Here is a 20,796-nt window from a genome sequence, read left to right as displayed (position 1 = left end):
ATGGCGCGAAGCACGCAACCCAGCCGGCTAAACCTCTGGATGAACGGCCTGCAGGTCGGCTATTGGGAAACGACGCGTCACGGCGAACGTCTTGCATACCGGGACGACTGGCTCGACGATCCGCAAGGACGCCCGCTGTCGCTGTCGCTGCCATTCACGCCGGGCAACCAGCCGTATCGCGGCCAGGTCGTCGCGGACTACTTCGACAACCTGCTTCCCGACAGCGAACCGATCCGCCGCCGGATCGCCACACGCTACCGGACCGGCAGCACCGCGCCTTTCGCGCTGCTCGCCACGCTCGGCCGCGACTGCGTTGGCGCGCTGCAGATGCTGCCGCCGGACGAATCCCCCACCGACCTCACAAGCATCCACGGACGCGAACTCAGCGACAGCGAGATCGCCCAGCTGCTGCGCGGCACGACCTCGACGTCACCGCTGGGACAACACGATCCCCTGGAAGATCTGCGTCTGTCGATCGCGGGCGCGCAGGAAAAGACCGCCCTGCTCCGGCATCGCGACCGCTGGCTGCTGCCTGAAGGCAGCACGCCGACCACGCATATCTTCAAGTTGCCGCTCGGACTGGTCGGCAATATGCGAGCGGACATGCGCACCTCCGTCGAGAACGAGTGGCTCTGCTCGCAAATAGTCGCGGCTTATGGATTGCCCGTCGCCCGTTGCGACATCGCCGGATTCGAGGATCAGAAGGTGTTGATCGTCGAGCGATTCGACCGCCGTCCGTCCAGCGACGCGACATGGATCGTGCGGCTCCCGCAAGAAGACATGTGCCAGGCGACGGCCACCTCGGCGCTCCACAAGTACGAGTCCGATGGCGGCCCAGGGATCGAGGCCATCATGGAAGTGCTCTCCGGCTCCGCGCGCGCGGCGCTCGACCGGCGCAACTTCTTCATCACGCAGATGGTCTTCTGGCTACTCGCCGCGACCGACGGCCACGCAAAGAACTTCAGCATCGCGCACCTGCCCGGCAACCGGTACGAATCCACGCCGCTCTACGACGTGCTGTCCGCTCATCCGATCATCGGTGCGGGCGCCGGCAGATTGCCCGCGCAGAAGGTCAAGCTGGCGATGGCCGTACATGGCAAGAACGTTCACTATCTGCTCAATCAGATCCAGCGGCGGCATTGGATTGCCGAGGGGCAACGCGTCGGATTTTCCGCGGCGACCGTAGAGGCGATGATCGGCGAGCTGACGGCACGCACCGACGCGGTGATCGACGAAGTGTCGTCGCGCTTGCCTGCGGACTTCCCGATGGACGTGGCCGATGCGGTCTTCGACGGTATGCGCCGGTTGAACAGGAAGCTTGCGCAATCGAGGTAGCCGTCTAGCGACGCAACTCCCTCGGCCCCTTACCCGTCCAACGCTTCAGCGCGCGCCGGAAGTTCGCCGGGTCGCTGAATCCCAGCAGCATCGCGATGTCGTCGGTGCTCATCCTGGTGGTCTTCAGGTACTCGGTCGCGAGCGAACAACGTACGTCGTCGACAATCGCCACGAACGACGTGCCCTCGCTTTCCAGCCGACGCCGCAGCGTTCGGCTCGTCATCCGCAACGCTTTCGCGACCACTTCCATGCCCGGAAACTCGCCGGGTTGACGCATCAAAATCTGATACACCTCGCCGGATACGCCTACCGACGTCTTCGCCTCGCCGATGAGCCTGTCACACGTTTCCTGCAATAACGTGGCCGTCAAGCGGTGCGCGAGTTGCGGCTTCTGCTCGAGAATCGCGCTGTCGTAGTGAAGCTCGCATTGCGGCTGATCGAAGTAACACGGACACCCCAGGTACTCGGAATAAATCGCGGCATGCGCGGGCGCCGGATACGAAAAGCACGCCTTGGTTGGCGGGCAGGTTCGCCCAGCGACGTCCTGAAGATGGGTCACGTGCTGGGTGAACTGCTGCTCGATCAAAAACTCGCGCAGCTCGCTCGAAGGACTGGAGATGAACGCATCCGGAAACGTCCAGATGCCCTCGTTGGGATACTCGGTCCACTCGATCGTCAGCGTGGGCGTCGCGAGCTGGTGATACTTCACGCCGAGCCGGAAATAGTCCCGCAGCGAGAGACACGACATCAGCGCATAGCCATACATCCCGTACGCGGACAGATGCAAGCGCGAGCCGACAATGAACGGCGTGGCGGGAGAGCACGACAGCAGGATCGCGTTTCTGCAGACGGCGGCGTATTGCCGGACCGAGGTCAATGCCGCCGCGTCGTAGATCCTGTCGACGTCGACACCGCTGCCCTTGAGGCTGTCTTCCGGCGCAATGCCCTGCTCGCTGAGCACCTCGACCAGCGCGGCGATCTTATAGGGCGCGTAGATGCGCTCGTTCTGCAATGGCAACTTCGTGATCCTTCGCAATAAAGATGAAATCTGCAAACGTATTGAGACAAGAACCATATCAGATTGCAGGATAGCAGCACTCATCCGCCGACGGCGTCATGCACTGACGCCGCACCTTCGCCAGGCCGCTCCCGGCAGGAAGTTCAATCATCGTTCTCGCGTGCCGGCAGCCGTTGCGGGATTCTTACGATTGGTGATCGCCAGGCAGCCCGAGTCGCACGAGGCTTTCAGCACTGGCGACGATTGCCTCATCGCTTGATCGCGGCCTCCAGCCAAGCAGCCGGATGGCCTTTGCGCTCGAAGCGTTCATGTTGATGTCCAGCAATGGAGCAGATGCCTTCATCGCTGCTGAATAGCAGCGATACCCCGCTCGACCGATTGCATGGCTGCCAATTCCGATCATTCCTGCTGAGGCATCGACTGGCCGATCCTCGCCACACTCAGCCAGATGATGAGCGCCGCAGGTCGCCCCCCAGCGGCCGTTTGATTTTCCCCAACGTAGCCGTTCACCCGTGAGGATGCTCTGCGGAGCAGAAACGGTCATGACAAACCGGTCTCTCCCTGACGAAACGCAGGATCAGGGCGTCCAGCGATAAACGGTAATGCTGGAACCTTTGACGTTGTTCTTCGTGACCACGTACTCGCCCGTCGACCGACGAAATGCCCTGACGCCGTACATCGAATCGATGGCGCTGCTGGCGTCAACGGTACCGGTACTGGTGTTGACGAGTGTGGTGTCGAGATTGCCTGTAGCGAGATTGATGGCGTCGATGTTCGGCAAAGCTTGCCCGCTGCCGAACCAGTAGCCGACAAATAGATAGCTGCCCGCCGCGTCAATCGACTTGGCGCCAGCGTGGGTGAGGTTGATCACCGGATTGGGTGTCGTGGTGTTGCCCGCGCTCCAGCCGTGATACACCTCAATCCGCGTACCTATCGACGTCCAGTCCGTACTCCCAACGATCCCCTGCGCGAGAATCATGGTGTCGCTGTCCGCGAGGTAGACGATGCGCGTCAACGGCTTGATGCTCTCGGGAATGCGAATGGGGACACCGGGCCCCCATGTCGGCTTGCCGCTGGCATCGAAGCCGATCAGCGGATAGTGGTAGATGTACCCGGTCTTGTCCAGGCCGGCCCATACGCCCCCCTTGCTGTCGATGCAGAATCCATCCCTGACCGCGGCGGTCGTTTTGAACGCCGGACCGGGAAGCGTGGCGTCCGGTATTGCGATGTAGCCATTCGCCGCATTGAAGTGAAAGAAGTAGTAGATATCGGGATTCTGGCCCGATGCCACGAGGATGCGGTTTGCGCCGACGGTGGCAAGCTGACCGAAATGCTCGTCCCGTGAGCGATCGTTGATGTTGATGCGTGGATCGGATGGATAGTCGAACGGATCGACAGTGTTCGCTACGAAGGCTCCCCCTGCTGTGCCGCTATAGATGTTGGTGCCTCCATAGAAGTCGACACCGTCAGTGCCAGGGTCCGCAGCGGCGATCCCCTCAAAGTTGAGAGACTGAAGCTTCCATTGCAGGCGACCAGAATTGTTGTAAGCGTGAATGTCGGTGCCGCCGTCGCGGCCGAGATCCCAGCTTCCGCCCCATGGATTGTTGAGCACATAGAGGTTGCCTGCGGTGTCCTTGCCGATGCCAGTGACGCGGGTAAAGCGCTTGTCGCCAACCTGCCCTTTGATGCCCGTCGTGGTATCGAGATAACCGCCCTGAATACCGAACGTACCGACCAGCGCCGGCGTGCCCGAGAGCTTGTAGCGCTTGATGTTCATGTCGGGGCCTTCGTCCCCGACCATGAGCTGCCCCGATGACGCATCGAAATAAAGCGCCGATGGCCGCGCCCCACTCGGCATCTGGATGGTGTTCAACAACGCGCCGCTTGGACTGAACTCGACGACCGAGCCCTCACCCTTCTGGGCGACCCAGACGTCGCCCGCGCCATCCACTGCGAGGGCACCCGGGCCCGTGACGTCGATGTCGCGCTTCCAGACACCGTCGGCGGTGAATATCCGGACGCGGTTGCCATAGAAGTCGCTCGCATAGAGGAGCGAGGCCGCCGTGGCCAGTCCAGTGACGACGTCGACCCGGGGCAGGTTGTTAAATGCACTGACCTGTATCAAAAGATCGCGAGTCCTGGTGGTGCGGTTGTATCGGCCCACCGCACCACTTCCGTATGTCCCGCCAGGCTGCAGTGCCACGAAGATCGACGTCGCGCTGCCCGTGATCGCGCCGCCCTGAAACTCTCCGTGCGCCCCGATCGAGCCGAGGCTCTTGCCGGCCTGGTAGACAGCGACGCCACCCTCGTACTCGTCCCACATCGAGGCCGTGTAGATAACGCCTTCGGGCGCGACCCACATGGAACGCGCGGTGTTACCGACGTGGGCGGCGAGGGTGCCATAGGTGTTCGCCAGCCAGTCCGTGGTGTTTTCCGACTGACTGGCTGGCGCAATCGAGGCGATCACTGCAGCGAGAATCGCAGCATGAATGCGCTTTTGCTCGACCATGACCGATGCTCTCCAAGGGTAGTGATCATTCACGTGAATGATCGGCCAGCGAGATTCCAGATTCGTGATCGGTGGCTTACGTATGAACATATGCAACTCTTTGCGCCTTTGCAAGCCGCACCGCGACTTTGCATACGGACACGAATTGCTATCTCGAACGAATCTCGACCTCCTTTCTGTCGGCCGCCTGCTGTCTCATGCACAGGGCATTCTTTCTTATTGCGCGTAATGCGGCGATCGGCAGCAAGCGACCTCATGGCAGCAGTCCTGCGACAGAGGGGATCAGCTGAGTTCCGGTGAATTGCAGACGTTTCGGCGCTCGGCAACAATGATCAGGTGGCGCAAGGACGCATGTCGATCGGTCACAATCGGACACCTGTCATCGCTTCGCTCAGAGCCCACAACTGCTCTGCCATGGTTAGATCGATTGCCCAGGGCAGCACGCCGTCAGGCGTCGCATGATCCGCAGGCACACTAGCCGCAATATCCGCGTTCTCGCAATAGACTCCGCCGATTCCATCAAGCGCAGAATTCGTCGCACACCATACGGTCGTCGCCGCGCCCTGCTGCACGGTCTTGTACAACCCGCGCTGCGCTTCGGGTATCTCGCCATCCTTGTTCCGGTAACCGAGCGCCTGGAGTTCTTTCATCGTGATGAATCGCTGCAAGTTTGTCTCGATCCGGCCCGGGTGTACCGCGAACGCCCGTACACCGTGCGGCTCACCGCGGCGGTCGAGTGCGATGGTAAACAGCACGCTGGCGGTTTTGGACTGCGCGTACGCACGCCACTTGTCGTAGTCGCGGCGTTCGAAGTTCGGATCGTCGAAGTCGAACGCGGCACGCCGGTGTGCGCCGGACGACAACGTCACGACACGCGCATGGCAGGTGCGCGTGAGCGCAGGCCAGAGCCTTGCCGTAAGCTGAAAATGCCCCAGATGATTGGCGGAGAACTGGGACTCGTAACCGCGGGCGTCGCGTGCGAGCGGCACGGCCATGATGCCGGCGTTATTGACGAGCAGATCGAGCGAACGTCCGCTGGCGACGAAATTCACGGAGAAGGCATCGATCGAAGCCGGATCGAGCAGATCGATCCGAGCCACCTCGGTGCCCGCGATATCGCTCAGTGCTTCGCGTGCTTTATCCGGCGCTCGCGCGGGAACGATCACCGTTGCGCCCGCCTGTGCGAGTGCACGCGTCGTTTCGAGTCCGATGCCCGAGTGCCCGCCGGTCACCACCGCGGTCTTGCCGTGTAGATCGATGCCGTTGATTACTTGTGCGGCGGTGCTGGTCGAACCGAAGCCGGAGTGAAGGGGCGTTTGTCTGGCTGTCATCTGCTCTTCCTGAAGTTAAAAGGTGTGCAACGCCGCCCGGCGTCAAACGGGCTGGTCCGCTTGGTAATACTCAACGACGAGCCCGTCAGGATGCCGCACGGTGAAATTCCGGCCGCCCGCCGCGGCGCGCGGTTCATGCAGAATCTCCGCACCCTGGGCACGCAGCTGCGGCAGGAACTCGTCAAGCGCGTCGACGATGAATACCGCCTGCGCGTCACGCACAGGGGCGAGTGCTTCCGGACTACCGGCCAGAACGATCACTGCGCCGATCACTGCGATTTCGATACCGACGGAGTCGAGCCGGATACGTCGTTCGCACGATTGTCCCAGGACCGCTTCGTAGAACGCGACAGTGCGTTCTAGTGCTTGTGGCATGACGTAAAGACGAAAGGCTTTGTGCAGGATCTGCATGGGTCTATGCCTCGTGATGATCGATGACGACACATTCGAAATTGTTCGCCCGGGCTGCAGCCGCCATGGCTTCGGGCAACGCGGCGAGTGGAGAGATGCGTGAGCGCGGCAGGTCGATGTCGAGCGGACCGCTACCAGTCAGATCGAGCAAACGTCGCTGCGGTGCCATGGGCATCGGGGCCAACCGCCCAGACGTTCGAGTTGCCATGCTTTCATAGCGTGTCCTTGACGGCGTTTGGGATCGCGCGCCGGTTATCAAAAGATGCTGGCCGCAAGTCCCCAGGCCAAGTAAATCGATCTCGACCAATGTTCACCGGAAGTGGCAAAAGGATCTCGTGCAGGTTTTCTCGCCGCTTCAGTGGCGACAATGATCGCGCGGGAGATTGACCGCGGCTATAATCAATAAGGCTGAGTTCTTATTCGATCGTACATTTGTGGACGCGTTATTAGACGTACTGTCGATGTTGCGGGTCGGCAGCCGATCGATTCGCCGTAGTGACGGCGTGGTCCGATATCAGGGCGACGGCGACGAGGAACGCGTCAGTCTTGCGAGCGGCCGCTTTACTTGAAAGCGACGTCACTGACTTGTTGCTTAAGCACTTGACCCCGCTGATCCATCTACGCGCAGCCGACCTCGATGCGCACGCGTTATCCAGCGTGCTGGATTTGCTGATCTGAGAGGGATTTTCGTGCGCGAATCGACGGCTGCTTTCCAACGCAGCCTGGATGATCAATTGCCGGTCAGCGAAGCGCAGTGACGGCCTACGATACCTGGCGTTAAATCACACTGGCCGAATCGTATTGGAAATCGAAAAAACGTTCTCGCCGGCGTATACGAAATCACGCTGCATTTCGACATGCCACTTCAAGAAGTTCCGACTGTTCGATTTCCGTGGAAGCATCCAATCATGCAGTTCAATGATCACCAGCGGAAATCTGTTTAATTCCTCGGAGTGGCGTGAAAAGAGGTCCGACTCTGCGCCCTCGATGTCAATCTTCAGGATGAACGGCGTTCCGCTCGATTTCGCTATCACCTGTTCCAGCGTCATCGCTTCAACGGCGTACGAGTGATCGGTGGGCTGCTCAGCCGTACGATATCCGCAGGCGCCTCGTCCCGGATCGTCCAGATAAAGCGTACCACTGGTCGCTGCAATGGCGGCGTTCAGCGGCACCACAGATGGGAACGAGATCGAGTTGCTCTTGAGGAGTTCGTAGTTCGATACGTCCGGCTCAATAGCCAGGATCTTCGCTTTCGGATACGTGAGCGCAAACCAAACCGCACTGGCCCCGATGTTGGCCCCGGCGTCGACGATGATCGGATCCGGACAGGCCCGGTAAAAGTCGACTATCTCTTGCGCCCGGCTAAGATGGTCCGTTGCATACACCCGTCGAAAAAAAATCTGCTTGCACACCGTTCGGTCCGGTATTGAAGGCCGGAAATTGAAGCGCCTTCCGCCGGGAAGCCTCAACCCGTGCAGACCGTATCGAGCGGTTCCCCAAGCATCGGGAGACTGATCTTTGGGTCGCAGCAATCGCACGAGCCCTGGTGGCAACATGTCCTTCAGGGTGGACTTTACAAGGTCGTGCATGTTGGTTCTCCGCGTGATCGTATCGCTGGTTGGGACAGCAGCTGCATCGACAGGAATCTGCCGATACTCAAAAGGCACGCACCCCTGCTAGGGTAGTCTACGGATTTCAGCAATTCACCTCGGGCCTCTCCCTATTTCCGGTATACGCGCCAACCTTGTTTAGTTCAAAGTCCCAGCTGCGGCGGACGGCGCTGGATCGGTGATGAGTGGCGTGCCGCGAAAGCCGCTTCCCCGGAGCAACGGCCGCTACTATTTATGTTGTTATGTGATGGCCGACCGACGCGGGTCGTTATAGTAGGCATCGGTCCAGGGGACTCTCCCGAAAGACACGGCCTGCGCGCCTGCGCGACACAGCGCGCCTGAGCCAAAGGGGATCCGTACGATTCAGGGAAGGGTTCATGCCCTCCAGAAGCGCAAGAAACTTCGCCGGTGAGTACGGCTTTCGAAGAAATGCAGTGGGACGAGCGTCTGCCGGCACCCTGTCAACTGCCGATTGCAGCAGGAACGGGACCGAAAAGTAGACGGGGTGTGATGCGACCGACCGCTACAATTGAACACCGCTCATCAACGGCAGCATATTGTCAGCAACGATGGCGCATGAAACCTTCGTGCGGGCATCGTTGTGAGCGTCTGCCCCAATGGTCGCGTATTGCTGGAGCGGATATTTCCTGGCCCGCTCACAGCGCCTATCCAACCTCGACGCGATTACGGCCGGATTTCTTCGCCCGATAGAGCGCACGGTCCGCGCGCTTCATCAACGCGTCAACGTTGACCTCGCCTGCTTCACGTGTGACCACGCCGATGCTGACGGTGAACGGAATCGGCTTAAGGCCCCACACGTGCTCGAAATCCTGTCGTTCGTAGCGCTGCCGAAGGTCGTCCGCGATCATATGCGCAAGATCTGCGTCCGCGCCCGGCAGGGCCGCTACGAACTCCTCGCCTCCCCAGCGAGCGAACAAACTCGGCCTGTCTGTCATTGATGCCCCGACCTTCGCCAGCACGCGCAAAACCTCATCGCCGGCATCGTGGCCATGTTGATCGTTGATCTTCTTGAAAAAATCGATGTCGAGAATGAACACCGACAAATCGTCTCCGGTGACAAGCATTTTCTCTATGCATTCGACAAACTCACGGCGATTTGGCAGACCTGTCAACGCGTCAGTCGTGGCCTGCTTTTTTAGCAGGTCCATTAATCGGGCGCGATCGGTTATGTCGCGCACGACTGCCATGAATTCGATCCCTCCGTTCAGGTCGATTTTGGAGACCGCGATTTCGACTGGTATCACCGATCCGTCGCGATGCCGACCGTACACACTATTACTCTCGTCCATGCGCGGCGGCGTCGCCTGCCGCGCGCCCGGATCGTACGCGTCCGCGAACTGCTGCACCTTGCGCGGATGGTTCGCGCGAAACCTCTCGGGCAACAAGGTGACGATTGGCCGCCCGAGCACCTCGGCTGACGAATAGCCAAAGAGATTTTCCGCTGCGCGATTGAACAGCGTGATGTTGTGCTGATCGTCCATTGCCACGATAGCGTCGTAGGCCAAGTCGACCAAGGCGCGATAGCGCGAGGCATCAACATCCGGCTGCTGCGTCAGATTTAACTTCGCAGCCATGTCGAAACCGGTCACAAGAATCTCGCGAACGCTAACGTCGGCGCTTGTATGCCCGATCAGTTTGAGCGATAGGCGCCACCACCGTTTCCCGTCGCGGAAATCGTAAGTTTGCGCCGGCTCCTGTGCTCGGTCGGACGCAAAGCAAGCGAGGAGTTTCTCGCCAAGCCCGCGCGACGCCGAATCCGTAGTCAGCGCTCCGAATGGAATGGGGAATGCCTGCGAAACTGCACCCGCTCCGCCTGTCAACTGGAAGAACGGGTCGTTGCAGGCGGTGAGGACAAGATTCCCGCGCTCATTGAGCCCGATCATGGCGACGCATACGGCGACGTCATCCATGCCCTGGCTCGGCTCCTTGGACCAATCAGACAAAATCTCACCTTGCAAAAGCTTTATTCAATACCGGGTTTCCGAGCAAGCCCACCTGCGAGCCGCGCGAGCGCCCCGTTGTGCCGCCGTTCGCCATCGATGGCGGCGCATCCTTGATGCTCGGCGGCTACCTATAATCCATGTCGGGCCTGAGCGTAATTCCACGTGCACATCCATCCCCGGCGCCCTTGCACAACAAGCAGCGACTGAAGCCATCGTGCGGCAGGGGTCGGCCTCGTCCGCCACTACACGCGCGTCCGGACTTCATACTCGGATCGCAGCGGACTTTTCGCACTTCCGGCGTTCCCTGAGATGAGCTGAGACCTGATCTACCGACATAGGCTTACCGAACAAGTACCCTTGCGCAAAATCGCAGCGCCGCGACGAAAGCCAGCGTGCAATGTCCTGTCGCTCGACACCCTCGGCGGTCGCTTTGATCCGCAGGCTATTCGCGAGGCCTAACACCGCGGAAACAACTTTCTCGTGCCCTGGCACGCCAAGGTCAAGGAACGAGCGGTCTATTTTTATTTTGTCGATCGCAAGCTGCGTCAGATGGTAAATCCCGGAATAACCCGTACCGAAATCGTCGAGTGCGATACTTATACCGCGCGCGCGAAGCTTCGCCAGACTTTCACGAACTGCCGCGATGTTAGTGACAAGTGCCTGCTCGGTGATTTCCACTTCGAGTCTGCCGGGAGAAAAGTCATGCTCGACCAGCGTATCGTGCAATTGGCCCGCAAAGCCGGTGTCCTCCAGCATCGACGCAGTCACGTTGATCGCTAATATCAAGTCGCGCGGCCAGAGCTTTGCATAGTCGATCGACTTTCTCAGCAATGAGAAAGTCATACACGGAATCATGCCCAAACGATCCAGAATCGGAATGAAGGTCGAGGGCATCTGCATGCCGCGATGGGGATTCTGCCAGCGGGCCAATATTTCGAATCCCACAATTTCTTCGTCCGGCAGACTGACAATTGGTTGAAAGAACGGTTCGATTTGATCCTGTGCGACAGCGCATATCAGATCGAATTCCAACTGCTTTGCTATTTGCTGCTCGCTTTCATATCCCGGGTCGTAAAAATGAAATGTAGCGCGTCCGGTACTTTTCCCACGATACATTGCGTGGTCTGCGCAGTGCAAAAGTGCATCGGGCAGGATCGCATCAACGTATGCGATGCTCATCCCGATTGTCGCGCTGATCGATATGGCGCCCTGCAACGAAACGAGGGGTGCACCTATTTCCCGCAAGATGCCTCTTGCAAGACTCGCAAGCGACTCCTTGTCGGCATCGTCGACGATCATCGCAAACTCGTCGCCGCTGAGTCGGGCGAGGCTCGACGCGGGCCGGTCAGTAAAACGCCTAAGGCGCTCGGCGATCTCGCACAACACCTTATCCCCGATCGCATGACCATACGAGTCATTGATTGACTTGAACATGTCGAGGTTGATCAGAAGAACCGCAGCCTTCTTCCGGTCGTCCGCAAGCATGACTCCCAGCTGGTCACTGAACACACGACGGTTAAAAAGCCCTGTCAGCGCGTCATGGCGCGCCAGTGATTCGCTCAGCGCCTGCTCGCGTCTCAGTGCGATGTAGCTCTCGTGCTGGTTACGTAACAGTCGACCCAGCCATACTGCGGGGACGATAAGCGCAAGGAGCGCAAAGCTGGTGGACGTCAAAATAAAGCGCCAGCGCTGTGCCGTCTCGAATGATGGTTCGTAGGCCAACCCGATCGCGCGCATGGTCCAGCCTTCCAGTTCAACTTCCCAGAAACAGGATAATGCGAAGACAGTTGCAAGCACCGTCGCCGCGAGACCGATGACCTGCCGGATTGTCTGATAGGGAAAAGCGCGCATAACCTGAGCGAAGCTGTGGGACCGTTATCGCGTTATCGGCATAAGGAAGACGAACTGAAGTGCCAGAGCGGGTTCATTCATCTCCGGAAATCGGGGCACAATGCGATCCTTTGGCGCGCCCCGTCGTGCCGGTAATTTTGTCTTCTTCTACCAGGCCTGGCGCAAGGTCTGCGTATGTGGAATCAGGTCAGGATCCGGATCCATCGGAGCGAAGTCGGACAGAGGTGTGAGGAGAATGTGTCCTTCCGCGATCCGCAGGGCTGTGTAGCGTGGATTGTCGATGTTGCGCATCGCAAGGTTGAGCAAATCCCGCCTGATGAATGGCAACATTGCGGCAGCAGGACCGGTCACGGCTTGCGAACCCTCGCAAGGACCTCTAAAGATATGTCTATGGTCAAAGCCGGTTAGTCCCAGATTAGACGCCACACTTTCGCCATGGGCCGCACGGCTTGTCCGTCGCGCGCGATCCGGTCGAAGCGGGGAATCAGCGCAACGTCCCTGCGGGGTGTGCAAGTCTCACTGGGTACGAATGAATCGAAACGCGGCGAATACCCGCATGGATGAAGCTCAAACTGGTTTTCAACTTTATTGGTCGCCTGAACTCGCAAGTTGGCAGATTGATTGTTCAGTGCGTCACTTTATTGTGACCGGCCATTCGAAGACACCGCTTCACCTCAGAATGTCCGTAGACAACATCCAGCTGGCCGAAAATGACCTTACTGACGCAATCGTATCCCACTAGTATCGATACCACAACCGGCCAGTCCGTCGACTGGCCAGCCAACGATACTGGAGACAACGCTTGCTCAATCGCAAAGTCATCATTTCCTGCGCGATCACCGGCGCAACCCATACGCCGTCGATGTCCGAATACCTGCCGTTGACGCCGTCGCAGATCGCCGGGCAATCCATCGAAGCCGCGCAAGCGGGCGCCGCGATTCTCCATCTGCATGCGCGCAACCCGGCCAACGGCCAACCGACGCCATCGCCCGATGTGTTCAGGCAGTTCGTTCCCGCGATTGTCGAAGCAACCGATGCGGTCATCAACATCACGACCGGCGGCAGCACAAGGATGACGCTGGCGGACCGGCTGGCTTACCCGCGCCTCGCCAAACCGGAGATGTGTTCGCTGAACATGGGCTCGATGAACTTCTCGATTCACCCGATCGCCGCACGGATGTCTTCGTGGCGTTACGACTGGGAGAAGGACTTCATCGAAGGCATGGAAGACACGATCTTCCGCAATACCTTCAGGGACATCAAAAGCATCCTGCTCGAACTGGGCGAGCATGGCACGCGCTTCGAGTTCGAGTGCTACGACGTCGGCCATCTGTACAACCTCGCGCATTTCGTCGATCAGGGCTTGATCAAGCCGCCGTTCTTCATCCAGTCGGTATTCGGCATTCTCGGCGGACTGGGCGCCGAACCGGAGAACATGACGGTCATGCGCGCGACCGCCGACCGCCTGTTCGGCCGCGAGAACTATCATTTTTCGATTCTCGGTGCGGGACGCCATCAGATGTCGTTCGTGACGATGGGCGCCATCATGGGCGGCAACGTGCGGGTCGGTCTGGAAGACAGCGTCTTTCTTTCGAAGGGCGTGAAGGCCGAAACGAATGCCCAGCAGGTGCGCAAGATTCGCCACATTCTGGAGGAGCTTTCGTTCGAGATCGCAACGCCGGCCGAGGCGCGGCAAATGCTCGGCCTGAAGGGCGCGGACAAGGTCAACTTCTGACCGCGGTCTTCGGACCCGGCAAAAAATAACAATGCACCAACTTTGGCGGAGACATCATGACAACTCAACTGGCCGGCGACGGCAGTAACGAACTGCATCGCCTGGCGACACATAAGGCGATGCTGCGGCTCATCCCGTTGATGTGCGCGATCTATTTCATGTCGTACCTGGACCGCACCAACGTATCGCTTGCCAAGGCGCGCCTTGCCGTCGACCTCGGAATCAGCGCGAGTGCGTACGGACTCGGCGCGGGCATTTTCTTTCTCGGCTATGCACTGCTCGAAGTGCCGAGCAATCTCGCGGCGCATCGCTTCGGCCCGCGCCGCTGGATTGCGCGCATCGCCGTGACGTGGGGCGCGCTTTCTGCCGCGATGATGTTCGTCACCGGAGAATGGTCGTTCTACATCATCCGGGTTCTGCTCGGGGTCGCCGAAGCGGGGTTGTTCCCGGCACTCATGTACATGGTGACCTTGTGGTTTGCACCGAAAGACCGCTCGGTCGCGGTGGGCTGGATCTACACCGCGCCCGCTCTCGCACTCGTGATCGGCAATCCGCTGGGCGCCGCGTTCATGCAGATGGACGGCCTCGCTGGCCTGCACGGATGGCAATGGCTCTTTCTGCTCGAAGGGCTGCCGACGGTTGTGGTCGGCGTGGTGCTCTGGTTCAAGCTGCCGGAAAAGCCGGCCGACGCGCGCTGGTTGTCGAACGACGAGGCCCGCGTGCTCGAAGCGCGCGCCGTGCCCGATGCCGCGCATGCCCGCATCTTCTCGCAGGACTGGGTCGCCGCGTTGAAGCAGCCTGCCACGATCCTGATCGGGCTCATCTATTTTCTGAATCAGGTGGCGTTCGTCGGCCTCGTGTTCTTTACGCCGGCGATGATCCAGCAAATGCACGTCAAGTCTTCGCTGATGGTGGGCGTGTTGTCGAGCAGTGTCGGCATCGGCTTTCTGCTCGGCGTTCTGGTGCTGCCGCGCATTCACCGTCGCGTGACCAATGACTGCGTCTATCTCGGCGTGCTGACTGCGGGTCTTGTCGTCAGCGCGATTGCATTCATCTCGTCGACGCATCTGCTGGCGCAGCTGGCGCTCTTCGTCGCGACCGCCTTCTTTGCGGGCGGTGTGTTGCCGCTCTATTGGGCGATTGCGATGAAACGGCTACACGGCATTCAGGCCGCCGCGGGCCTCGCGCTCATCAACACGATCGGACTGATCGGCGGATTCGTCGGCCCGTATCTGTTCGGCCTTGCGGAGAGCGCGTCGGGCAAAAGCGCGGCAGGATTTTCGGTCGTCGTCGCGGCATCGGTCCTTGGGCTCATCCTAGTTCCGTTGCTCGCGAAAGCGATTCGCTCGGAAAGCCGCGCGGCGGCCAGTCTCAACGAACTGCGTTTGAATATCGAACCATGAGTCTGAGGAGGCGCGCCGCATCGAGTCGAATTGAATCGAATCGATAAAGCACGCTCTTCGTATCCAGACTCTTATTCTCCGGGGATGAGTAGAAGCAATGAGATTGAATGGAAAGGTAGCCATTATTACGGGAGCCGGCCAGGGCATTGGCGCGGCCACCTCACTTAAATTCGCCAGGGAAGGCGCAATCGTCGTGGTGTGCGACGTGAATCCCACCGCGATATCCGATGTCGTCGCTTCGTGTCGCGAAGCGGGGGCGCAAGCGCTCGGCTTCAGCATCGACGTTGCGGACCGCGCGGCGGTCGACCGGATGGTGGCCGACGTTGTCGAGCAGTACCGCAGGATCGATGTGCTGGTCAACAACGCGGGGATCACACGTGACGCACGTCTTCAGAAGATGACGCTCAAGCAGTTCGACGATGTCATCGACGTGAATCTGCGAGGCGTGTTCCATGCGTCACAGGCTGTTGCCGACAGGATGGTCGCACAGGGAGCGGGCGTCATTCTCAATGCGAGCTCGGTCGTCGGTATCTATGGAAACTACGGCCAGACCAACTATGCGGCCGCGAAGTTCGGCGTGATCGGCTTCACGAAGACGTGGAGCAGAGAGCTCGGCCCTAAGGGAATACGTGTCAACGCAGTGGCGCCCGGCTTCATCGATACGCCTATCCTTTCGACGGTGCCCGACGACGTACTGGCGAAGATGCGCGAACAGGTCCCACTGCGCAGGCTCGGCAAGCCGGAGGAAATCGCGAACCTTTACGCATTTCTCGCCAGTGACGAAGCGAGTTATATCAACGGCGCCGTGATCGAAGCATCCGGCGGCATGACGCTGTAGGCCGACACGACACGCCCATTCAAGGAACCGTATGAACACCATCGATCTTCTCAAGCCCGCGCCCGGATTGCGCGTATTGATTTCGGGCGCGGCCGCCGGCATCGGCGCCGCGATTGCGCAAGCGTTTCTCGAAGTCGGCGCGCACGTCTACATTTGCGACGTCGATCCCGTTGCCGTCGACAAGGCGGCAAGCCGGCATCCGCGACTCCATACCGGTATCGCTGACGTCGCCGACCGTGAGCAGGTAGAGCGCATCATCGACGACGCACGGACGAAACTCGGCGGTCTGGACATCCTCGTCAATAACGCGGGTATCGCCGGCCCGACCGGCGCCGTCGAAGACATCGACGCCGAACAGTGGGAACGCACCATCTCCACGAACCTCAACAGCCAATACTATTTCCTCAGAAAGGCTGTGCCGGTGTTGAAGGAGACTTCCGATAATCCATGCATCATCGCCATGACTTCGGTAGCGGGACGGCTGGGATATCCGTTTCGCACGCCCTATGCGGCGACCAAATGGGCCATCGTCGGTCTGGTCAAATCGCTCGCGATCGAGCTCGGACCGAGCAACGTCCGCGTGAATGCGATCCTGCCGGGCGTCGTCGAAGGAGAGCGCATGGACCGTGTGATCTCCGCCCGCGCAGAGGCTTTGGGAATCAGCTTCGACCAGATGAAGGAAGAATATCTGGAGAAGATTTCGCTACGACGAATGGTGACGGTCCACGATGTCGCCGCGATGACGCTGTTCCTTGCATCGCCGGCTGGCCGGAACATTTCCGGTCAGGCGATCAGCGTGGACGGAAACGTCGAGTACCTGTAACGCGCGCTATGACGCTAATGCGCTGCTCGCGGCGCAGACGGTCGAGTAGCCGGTTCCACAACTAGCCGGCCACGCGCGCTGAAATCCGTGTGAACGATCGGACCGAGCATAGCCGCGTAGACTGTGCCTGGCAAGGCGGCGAACAGCGAAAAATCCGCAATGGTCGTCAACGCACATCAGCGCCTCCCCGGCCCAATCTTGCAGCACGCGTGCGCAAGCGGCACGTGTGCTGCATTGCCTCCTTTGCGCCGCGTCAGGGCGTGCCGGAGACGATGTTGGAGATAGTCCAGTTGCTGGTCGAGACCAGCACGTAGTCTCCGTTGACGCCTAGCCACTTCTGTCCACGCGGCGGAGCGTTGAGCCCATGGCCACGCCAGTCGTCCATGATGAAGTTGTAAGTACGGTACTCAGTGGGAATGCGTTGCCCCTTCTTCCAGTCCCGATGGGGAATCGTCGGCATGACCTGCTGGCGGCCCATTGACGGATTGGCCATCGGCGCGCCCCCTCCCGGCGGCGGACCGGCCGCGATCGCAACCAGAGACATGCCGGAAAGAGAAAGGGCGACGAGCTGCACAATGATCCGCTTGTTCATGATCAAACCCCCCTGCTGTGGAAGAAAGGTTAAGGTGTCACAGCGTTCAATGCCTTTTCGAAGTCACCATGCCCGTTCATCTCCACGCACTGCCTGACTCATGTGAAGCTAATCGTGCATCGTTGCGACACCCGCATTCATGCCATGGATAAACTGCCTGGTTATGCAATGCAAGGTTCGAAGGGTATCTGAGACCGATACCGCAACCCATCGAATGACTCGATGTTCATTGCATTCGGCGATACTCATTGCGAATGCAATTACCCGATATGCACAGGAAATAAACGTTGATTCGGGTTTTAGTCGTAGTCGATCTGAGTATAGTAAAAGGGCGTTCGACTTCAAGCCGGGATGCCCGTTGGCAGCCAATATGCCGCGGGATCAAGTCGACAATCGCCGGCGCTTTTGAAATGGCAGGCAACATTTCGGCCAATGTAAATCGTGCGCCAGCAGCCCTCACTTATCGCCAGGTGGTGGGGCGGTCGCAGTTGCAGTTTCGATCTGCGCGGTGGGAAGGCGCCACATCCTGATGCCCGCATACGCAATCGCTACGGTCAACAGCGGACTCGCGAAGCAGAACACCGCAAAAGGCGCGTAACTCAGCGTGGATACCCCCAACGTCGCCGCCATATAGGCGCCGCAACTATTCCATGGAATCAGCGCGCCGGTCGGCGTGGCCGCATCGCCGACTGCGCGCGACAGCACCACTGGCTCGAACCCGCGCCGCGCAAACGCGGTCTTGAACATGCGCGCGGGAAGCACCACGGCGATGTACTGGTCGGCGGTGACCACGTTGGTGGCGACGATCGCCGCCACCAGTGAAGCGACCAGCGCACCGCCCGATTTCGCTTTCTCGATGACCGGCGCAATCAAGCGTTCGAGCACGCCGCACTTTTCGACCACGCCGCCGAACCCCAACGCCGTGATGATCAGCCAGATCGTGTTCAGCATGCTGTCCATGCCGCCGCGCGTCACGAGTATGTCGAGCGCGGCATTACCCGTCGACGCCTTGTAGCCGCTCGCCAACGCGAGCCATACGCCTTTGAAAAGTGCGAGCCAGGCCGGCACGCCCTCTCTCGCCGACGCAAACGCGATCACGCGTTCGGGGGCCACGCACACGGCGAGCACGCCGCCCGCCAGCGCGCCGAGAAAGATTGCCGTGAATGGCGGCATTCTGAAGATCGCCAGCAAGATCACGAGAAGGAGCGGCACGAACAGCCACAACGAGATGTGGTAGGCGCCGCGCATGGCTTCGATTTCGCCGCTCGCGTCGAAATCGCCGGGCTGGCCCAACAGATAGAAGACGCCGAGCGCAATGGCCATCGACACGGCCGACGTCAGAAACATCTCGCGAATGTGCCGGTACAGGTCGACGCCGGCCGCAGCAGCGGCGAGATTGGCGGAGTCGGAGAGTGGCGAAGACTTGTCGCCGAAATACGCGCCCGAGATGATCGCACCAGCCGCAATCGCGGGATTCAATCCCATGCCGTGAGCAATGCCCATCAGGCCAATGCCGATCGTGCCGGTCACCGTCCACGAACTGCCAATGCTGACCGAAACGACCGCGCAAATGGCTGCCGCGGTGACGTAGAAGTAGTTGGGACTGAGCAGTCGAAGGCCGTAATAGACCATCGCCACGAGCGTCCCGCTGAGCGCCCAGGTGCCGATCAGCGCGCCGACCGCAAACAGGATGAAGATCGCACCGATACCCGTACTGACACTCGCGACCGCCGCTTCGCCGAGCGAGGCCAGCGAATGTCCGCGACGCCAGCCGATGAACACCGCGATCATCGTCGCGGCGACGAGACCCACCTGGTTCGGGCCGCTCGCACCCGCATCGCCGAACAGATAGTACGACAGACTCACCAGCACGATCAGGCTGGCGACGGGGACGATCGCCTCGATCATCGTCACCGGTTCAGGTGATTCGGGCCTCTTCATTTAAGCTTGTCCCCATATCGGCAACAACTGTGGCCCATCTGATATTGCGTCGATGAAGTCCCATTGCAGCGCAAGCACGCTGCCTGCTCGCCGCGATACCGGCGGGCAGGCAACACAGCCCCAGCGGCTCGCCCGATTAGTAGTCCACCGGATCGCGCTGGATCGGGCACGTCATGCAGTGGCCGCCGCCACGGCCCCGACCGAGTTCCGCGCCGACGATCGTGATCACCTCGATGCCCTGCTTGCGCAGCAACGTGTTGGTGTAAGTGTTGCGGTCGTAGGCATAGACCACACCCGGCGACGCACACACGAGGTTCGCACCGCTGTCCCATTGCGTGCGTTCGCGCTGATAGTCGCTGCCGCCCGCCTCCACCACGCGCAGTTTCTTGAGCCCCAGGGCTTCGGCCACTACATCGACAAACGGCTTGTCCTCACGATGCAGTTCCACACCGCTCGGATGGCTGCTCGGCCGGTACGAGAACGTGCGTGTCTTGTTCATGAAGTCCGGTGCGAGCAATACGCAGTCGCGGTCGGCGAACGTGAACACCGTATCGAGGTGCATGGCCGCGCGAATCTTCGGCATGGCCGCCACGATGACGCGCTCGGCCGCGCCCTTCTGGAACAGCGTCGCCGCCAACTGGCTGATTGCCTGACGCGAAGTGCGCTCGCTCATACCGATCAGCACGACGCCTTTGCCGATCGGCATCACGTCGCCGCCCTCGAGCGTCGCGAGACCGTGGTCCTGAGTCGGGTCGCCCCACCACACGTTGACCTTGCCCGCGAAGTCGGGGTGGAACTTGTAGATCGACGTCGTGAGGATCGTTTCCTCATGACGCGCCGGCCAGTACAACGGATTCAGCGTCACCCCGCCGTAAATCCAGCAGGTCGTGTCGCGCGTGTAAAGTGTGTTCGGCAGCGGCGGCAGCAGGTACTCGGTGGCCCCTGCCGCTTCTCGCGCGATCTCCAGCGCCTTGCCGCCATGCGCTTCCGGGAAGTCGTGAGTCGACAGGCCGCCGATCAGCGTCTCGGCCAGCTTGCGATTGTCGAGGCCTTCAAGAAAGCTGCGCAACTCGTCGATGAAACCGAGTCCCACCTGATTGGGGACGACCTGGTTATCGAGAATCCATTTCTTGCCTTCGGGCACCGCCACGGTTTCCGCCAGCAGGTTGTGCATCTCCAGCACTTCGACACCGCGGTCCCGCATCTTGGTGACGAAGTCGAAGTGATCGCGCTTGGCGTTCTCGACCCATAGCACGTCGTCGAACAGCAGTTCATCGCAATTGCTCGGGGTCAGCCGCTGATGGGCTACCCCTGGCGCGCACACCATCACTTTGCGCAGTTGCCCGACTTCGGAATAGACACCAAACCCGTCCGTTTTCGCATCCGTACTCGCCATGATGATCTCCTGAATGCCGGCCTTCGACCGGCGATGTTC

General features: G+C 60.1%; 17 protein-coding genes and 1 pseudogene. 5 read left to right on the top strand and 13 right to left on the bottom strand.

Annotated features, from left to right (window positions below):
- Positions 1 to 1,335 (top strand): type II toxin-antitoxin system HipA family toxin, encoded by a 1,335-nt coding sequence (locus tag ACZ9H4_RS31870; protein ID WP_408148893.1) that lies wholly within the window; start codon positions 1 to 3, stop codon positions 1,333 to 1,335.
- 4 nt (positions 1,336 to 1,339) lie between these two features.
- Here ACZ9H4_RS31870 and ACZ9H4_RS31865 read toward each other — a convergent pair whose 3' ends face one another.
- The 10 genes and pseudogenes from ACZ9H4_RS31865 to ACZ9H4_RS31820 all read right to left on the bottom strand — a co-directional run bounded on the left by ACZ9H4_RS31865 (position 1,340) and on the right by ACZ9H4_RS31820 (position 12,359).
- Positions 1,340 to 2,410 (bottom strand): AraC family transcriptional regulator, encoded by a 1,071-nt coding sequence (locus ACZ9H4_RS31865; RefSeq protein ID WP_408148891.1) that lies wholly within the window; start codon positions 2,408 to 2,410, stop codon positions 1,340 to 1,342.
- A gap of 127 nt (positions 2,411 to 2,537) precedes the next feature.
- Positions 2,538 to 2,699: pseudogene (locus ACZ9H4_RS31860) on the bottom strand (aldehyde reductase); the annotation flags it as partial.
- A gap of 231 nt (positions 2,700 to 2,930) precedes the next feature.
- On the bottom strand, positions 2,931 to 4,862 hold the full coding sequence (locus tag ACZ9H4_RS31855) for an SMP-30/gluconolactonase/LRE family protein (RefSeq protein ID WP_408328605.1): 1,932 nt from the start codon (positions 4,860 to 4,862) through the stop codon (positions 2,931 to 2,933).
- 362 nt (positions 4,863 to 5,224) lie between these two features.
- The gene (locus tag ACZ9H4_RS31850; RefSeq protein WP_408156408.1) at positions 5,225 to 6,193 is read right to left on the bottom strand and encodes an oxidoreductase; all 969 of its coding nucleotides are present in this window, start codon (positions 6,191 to 6,193) and stop codon (positions 5,225 to 5,227) included.
- Positions 6,194 to 6,235: 42 nt separating this feature from the next.
- Positions 6,236 to 6,604 (bottom strand): VOC family protein, encoded by a 369-nt coding sequence (locus ACZ9H4_RS31845; RefSeq protein ID WP_408148886.1) that lies wholly within the window; start codon positions 6,602 to 6,604, stop codon positions 6,236 to 6,238.
- Positions 6,605 to 6,608: 4 nt separating this feature from the next.
- Positions 6,609 to 6,755 (bottom strand): hypothetical protein, encoded by a 147-nt coding sequence (locus ACZ9H4_RS31840; RefSeq protein ID WP_408156410.1) that lies wholly within the window; start codon positions 6,753 to 6,755, stop codon positions 6,609 to 6,611.
- 631 nt (positions 6,756 to 7,386) lie between these two features.
- Positions 7,387 to 8,193 carry an FkbM family methyltransferase gene (locus tag ACZ9H4_RS31835; RefSeq protein WP_408148882.1) on the bottom strand — a complete coding sequence of 269 codons (807 nt, stop codon included), beginning with the start codon at positions 8,191 to 8,193 and terminating at the stop codon, positions 7,387 to 7,389.
- 686 nt (positions 8,194 to 8,879) lie between these two features.
- The gene (locus ACZ9H4_RS31830) at positions 8,880 to 10,145 is read right to left on the bottom strand and encodes a sensor domain-containing diguanylate cyclase (protein WP_408156414.1); all 1,266 of its coding nucleotides are present in this window, start codon (positions 10,143 to 10,145) and stop codon (positions 8,880 to 8,882) included.
- Positions 10,146 to 10,439: 294 nt separating this feature from the next.
- The gene (locus tag ACZ9H4_RS31825; protein ID WP_476122454.1) at positions 10,440 to 12,029 is read right to left on the bottom strand and encodes a putative bifunctional diguanylate cyclase/phosphodiesterase; all 1,590 of its coding nucleotides are present in this window, start codon (positions 12,027 to 12,029) and stop codon (positions 10,440 to 10,442) included.
- Between the two features lie 147 nt (positions 12,030 to 12,176).
- Positions 12,177 to 12,359, bottom strand: coding sequence for a hypothetical protein (locus ACZ9H4_RS31820; protein ID WP_408156418.1), 183 nt, complete (start codon positions 12,357 to 12,359; stop codon positions 12,177 to 12,179).
- Between the two features lie 472 nt (positions 12,360 to 12,831).
- Here ACZ9H4_RS31820 and kce point away from each other — a divergent pair, with 472 nt between their 5' ends.
- The 4 genes from kce (at position 12,832) to ACZ9H4_RS31800 (ending at position 16,828) form a co-directional block, all read left to right on the top strand.
- Positions 12,832 to 13,764: a 3,5-dioxohexanoate:acetyl-CoA acetone transferase gene (gene kce / locus ACZ9H4_RS31815; RefSeq protein WP_408148874.1), complete on the top strand. Its 933-nt coding sequence runs from the start codon at positions 12,832 to 12,834 to the stop codon at positions 13,762 to 13,764.
- 56 nt (positions 13,765 to 13,820) lie between these two features.
- On the top strand, positions 13,821 to 15,167 hold the full coding sequence (locus ACZ9H4_RS31810) for an MFS transporter (protein WP_408156420.1): 1,347 nt from the start codon (positions 13,821 to 13,823) through the stop codon (positions 15,165 to 15,167).
- 97 nt (positions 15,168 to 15,264) lie between these two features.
- The gene (gene fabG / locus ACZ9H4_RS31805) at positions 15,265 to 16,005 is read left to right on the top strand and encodes a 3-oxoacyl-ACP reductase FabG (RefSeq protein WP_408156422.1); all 741 of its coding nucleotides are present in this window, start codon (positions 15,265 to 15,267) and stop codon (positions 16,003 to 16,005) included.
- 31 nt (positions 16,006 to 16,036) lie between these two features.
- A complete protein-coding gene (locus ACZ9H4_RS31800) occupies positions 16,037 to 16,828 on the top strand; it encodes an SDR family oxidoreductase (protein ID WP_408148868.1) in 792 nt (263 codons plus the stop codon).
- A 253-nt stretch (positions 16,829 to 17,081) separates the two neighbouring features.
- On the opposite strand, the gene ACZ9H4_RS31795 is transcribed toward ACZ9H4_RS31800, so the two are convergent.
- The 3 genes from ACZ9H4_RS31795 to arcA form a co-directional block, all read right to left on the bottom strand.
- The gene (locus ACZ9H4_RS31795; RefSeq protein ID WP_408148866.1) at positions 17,082 to 17,420 is read right to left on the bottom strand and encodes an RcnB family protein; all 339 of its coding nucleotides are present in this window, start codon (positions 17,418 to 17,420) and stop codon (positions 17,082 to 17,084) included.
- A gap of 456 nt (positions 17,421 to 17,876) precedes the next feature.
- On the bottom strand, positions 17,877 to 19,361 hold the full coding sequence (gene nhaC / locus ACZ9H4_RS31790; RefSeq protein ID WP_408148864.1) for a Na+/H+ antiporter NhaC: 1,485 nt from the start codon (positions 19,359 to 19,361) through the stop codon (positions 17,877 to 17,879).
- A gap of 136 nt (positions 19,362 to 19,497) precedes the next feature.
- Positions 19,498 to 20,757 (bottom strand): arginine deiminase, encoded by a 1,260-nt coding sequence (gene arcA / locus ACZ9H4_RS31785; RefSeq protein WP_408148862.1) that lies wholly within the window; start codon positions 20,755 to 20,757, stop codon positions 19,498 to 19,500.
- Positions 20,758 to 20,796 lie beyond the last annotated feature (39 nt).

This window comes from Paraburkholderia sp. TE9906 (assembly GCF_056279605.1).
The sequence above is the reverse complement of the archived record's forward strand: the minus strand, read 5'-3'. Positions and strand labels throughout refer to the sequence as shown.

Bases quoted from the DNA above. Each gene is read 5' to 3' on its own strand.
- ACZ9H4_RS31835 (WP_408148882.1), bottom strand. From the start codon at position 8,193: ATGCACGACCTTGTAAAGTCCACCCTGAAGGACATGTTGCCACCAGGG.
- ACZ9H4_RS31830 (WP_408156414.1), bottom strand. From the start codon at position 10,145: ATGGATGACGTCGCCGTATGCGTCGCCATGATCGGGCTCAATGAGCGC.
- ACZ9H4_RS31865 (WP_408148891.1), bottom strand. From the start codon at position 2,410: ATGGTTCTTGTCTCAATACGTTTGCAGATTTCATCTTTATTGCGAAGG.
- ACZ9H4_RS31850 (WP_408156408.1), bottom strand. From the start codon at position 6,193: ATGACAGCCAGACAAACGCCCCTTCACTCCGGCTTCGGTTCGACCAGC.
- ACZ9H4_RS31855 (WP_408328605.1), bottom strand. From the start codon at position 4,862: ATGGTCGAGCAAAAGCGCATTCATGCTGCGATTCTCGCTGCAGTGATC.
- ACZ9H4_RS31870 (WP_408148893.1), top strand. From the start codon at position 1: ATGGCGCGAAGCACGCAACCCAGCCGGCTAAACCTCTGGATGAACGGC.
- ACZ9H4_RS31820 (WP_408156418.1), bottom strand. From the start codon at position 12,359: ATGTTGCCATTCATCAGGCGGGATTTGCTCAACCTTGCGATGCGCAAC.
- arcA (WP_408148862.1), bottom strand. From the start codon at position 20,757: ATGGCGAGTACGGATGCGAAAACGGACGGGTTTGGTGTCTATTCCGAA.
- ACZ9H4_RS31845 (WP_408148886.1), bottom strand. From the start codon at position 6,604: ATGCAGATCCTGCACAAAGCCTTTCGTCTTTACGTCATGCCACAAGCA.
- ACZ9H4_RS31795 (WP_408148866.1), bottom strand. From the start codon at position 17,420: ATGAACAAGCGGATCATTGTGCAGCTCGTCGCCCTTTCTCTTTCCGGC.
- ACZ9H4_RS31800 (WP_408148868.1), top strand. From the start codon at position 16,037: ATGAACACCATCGATCTTCTCAAGCCCGCGCCCGGATTGCGCGTATTG.
- ACZ9H4_RS31810 (WP_408156420.1), top strand. From the start codon at position 13,821: ATGACAACTCAACTGGCCGGCGACGGCAGTAACGAACTGCATCGCCTG.
- ACZ9H4_RS31825 (WP_476122454.1), bottom strand. From the start codon at position 12,029: ATGCGCGCTTTTCCCTATCAGACAATCCGGCAGGTCATCGGTCTCGCG.
- fabG (WP_408156422.1), top strand. From the start codon at position 15,265: ATGAGATTGAATGGAAAGGTAGCCATTATTACGGGAGCCGGCCAGGGC.
- nhaC (WP_408148864.1), bottom strand. From the start codon at position 19,361: ATGAAGAGGCCCGAATCACCTGAACCGGTGACGATGATCGAGGCGATC.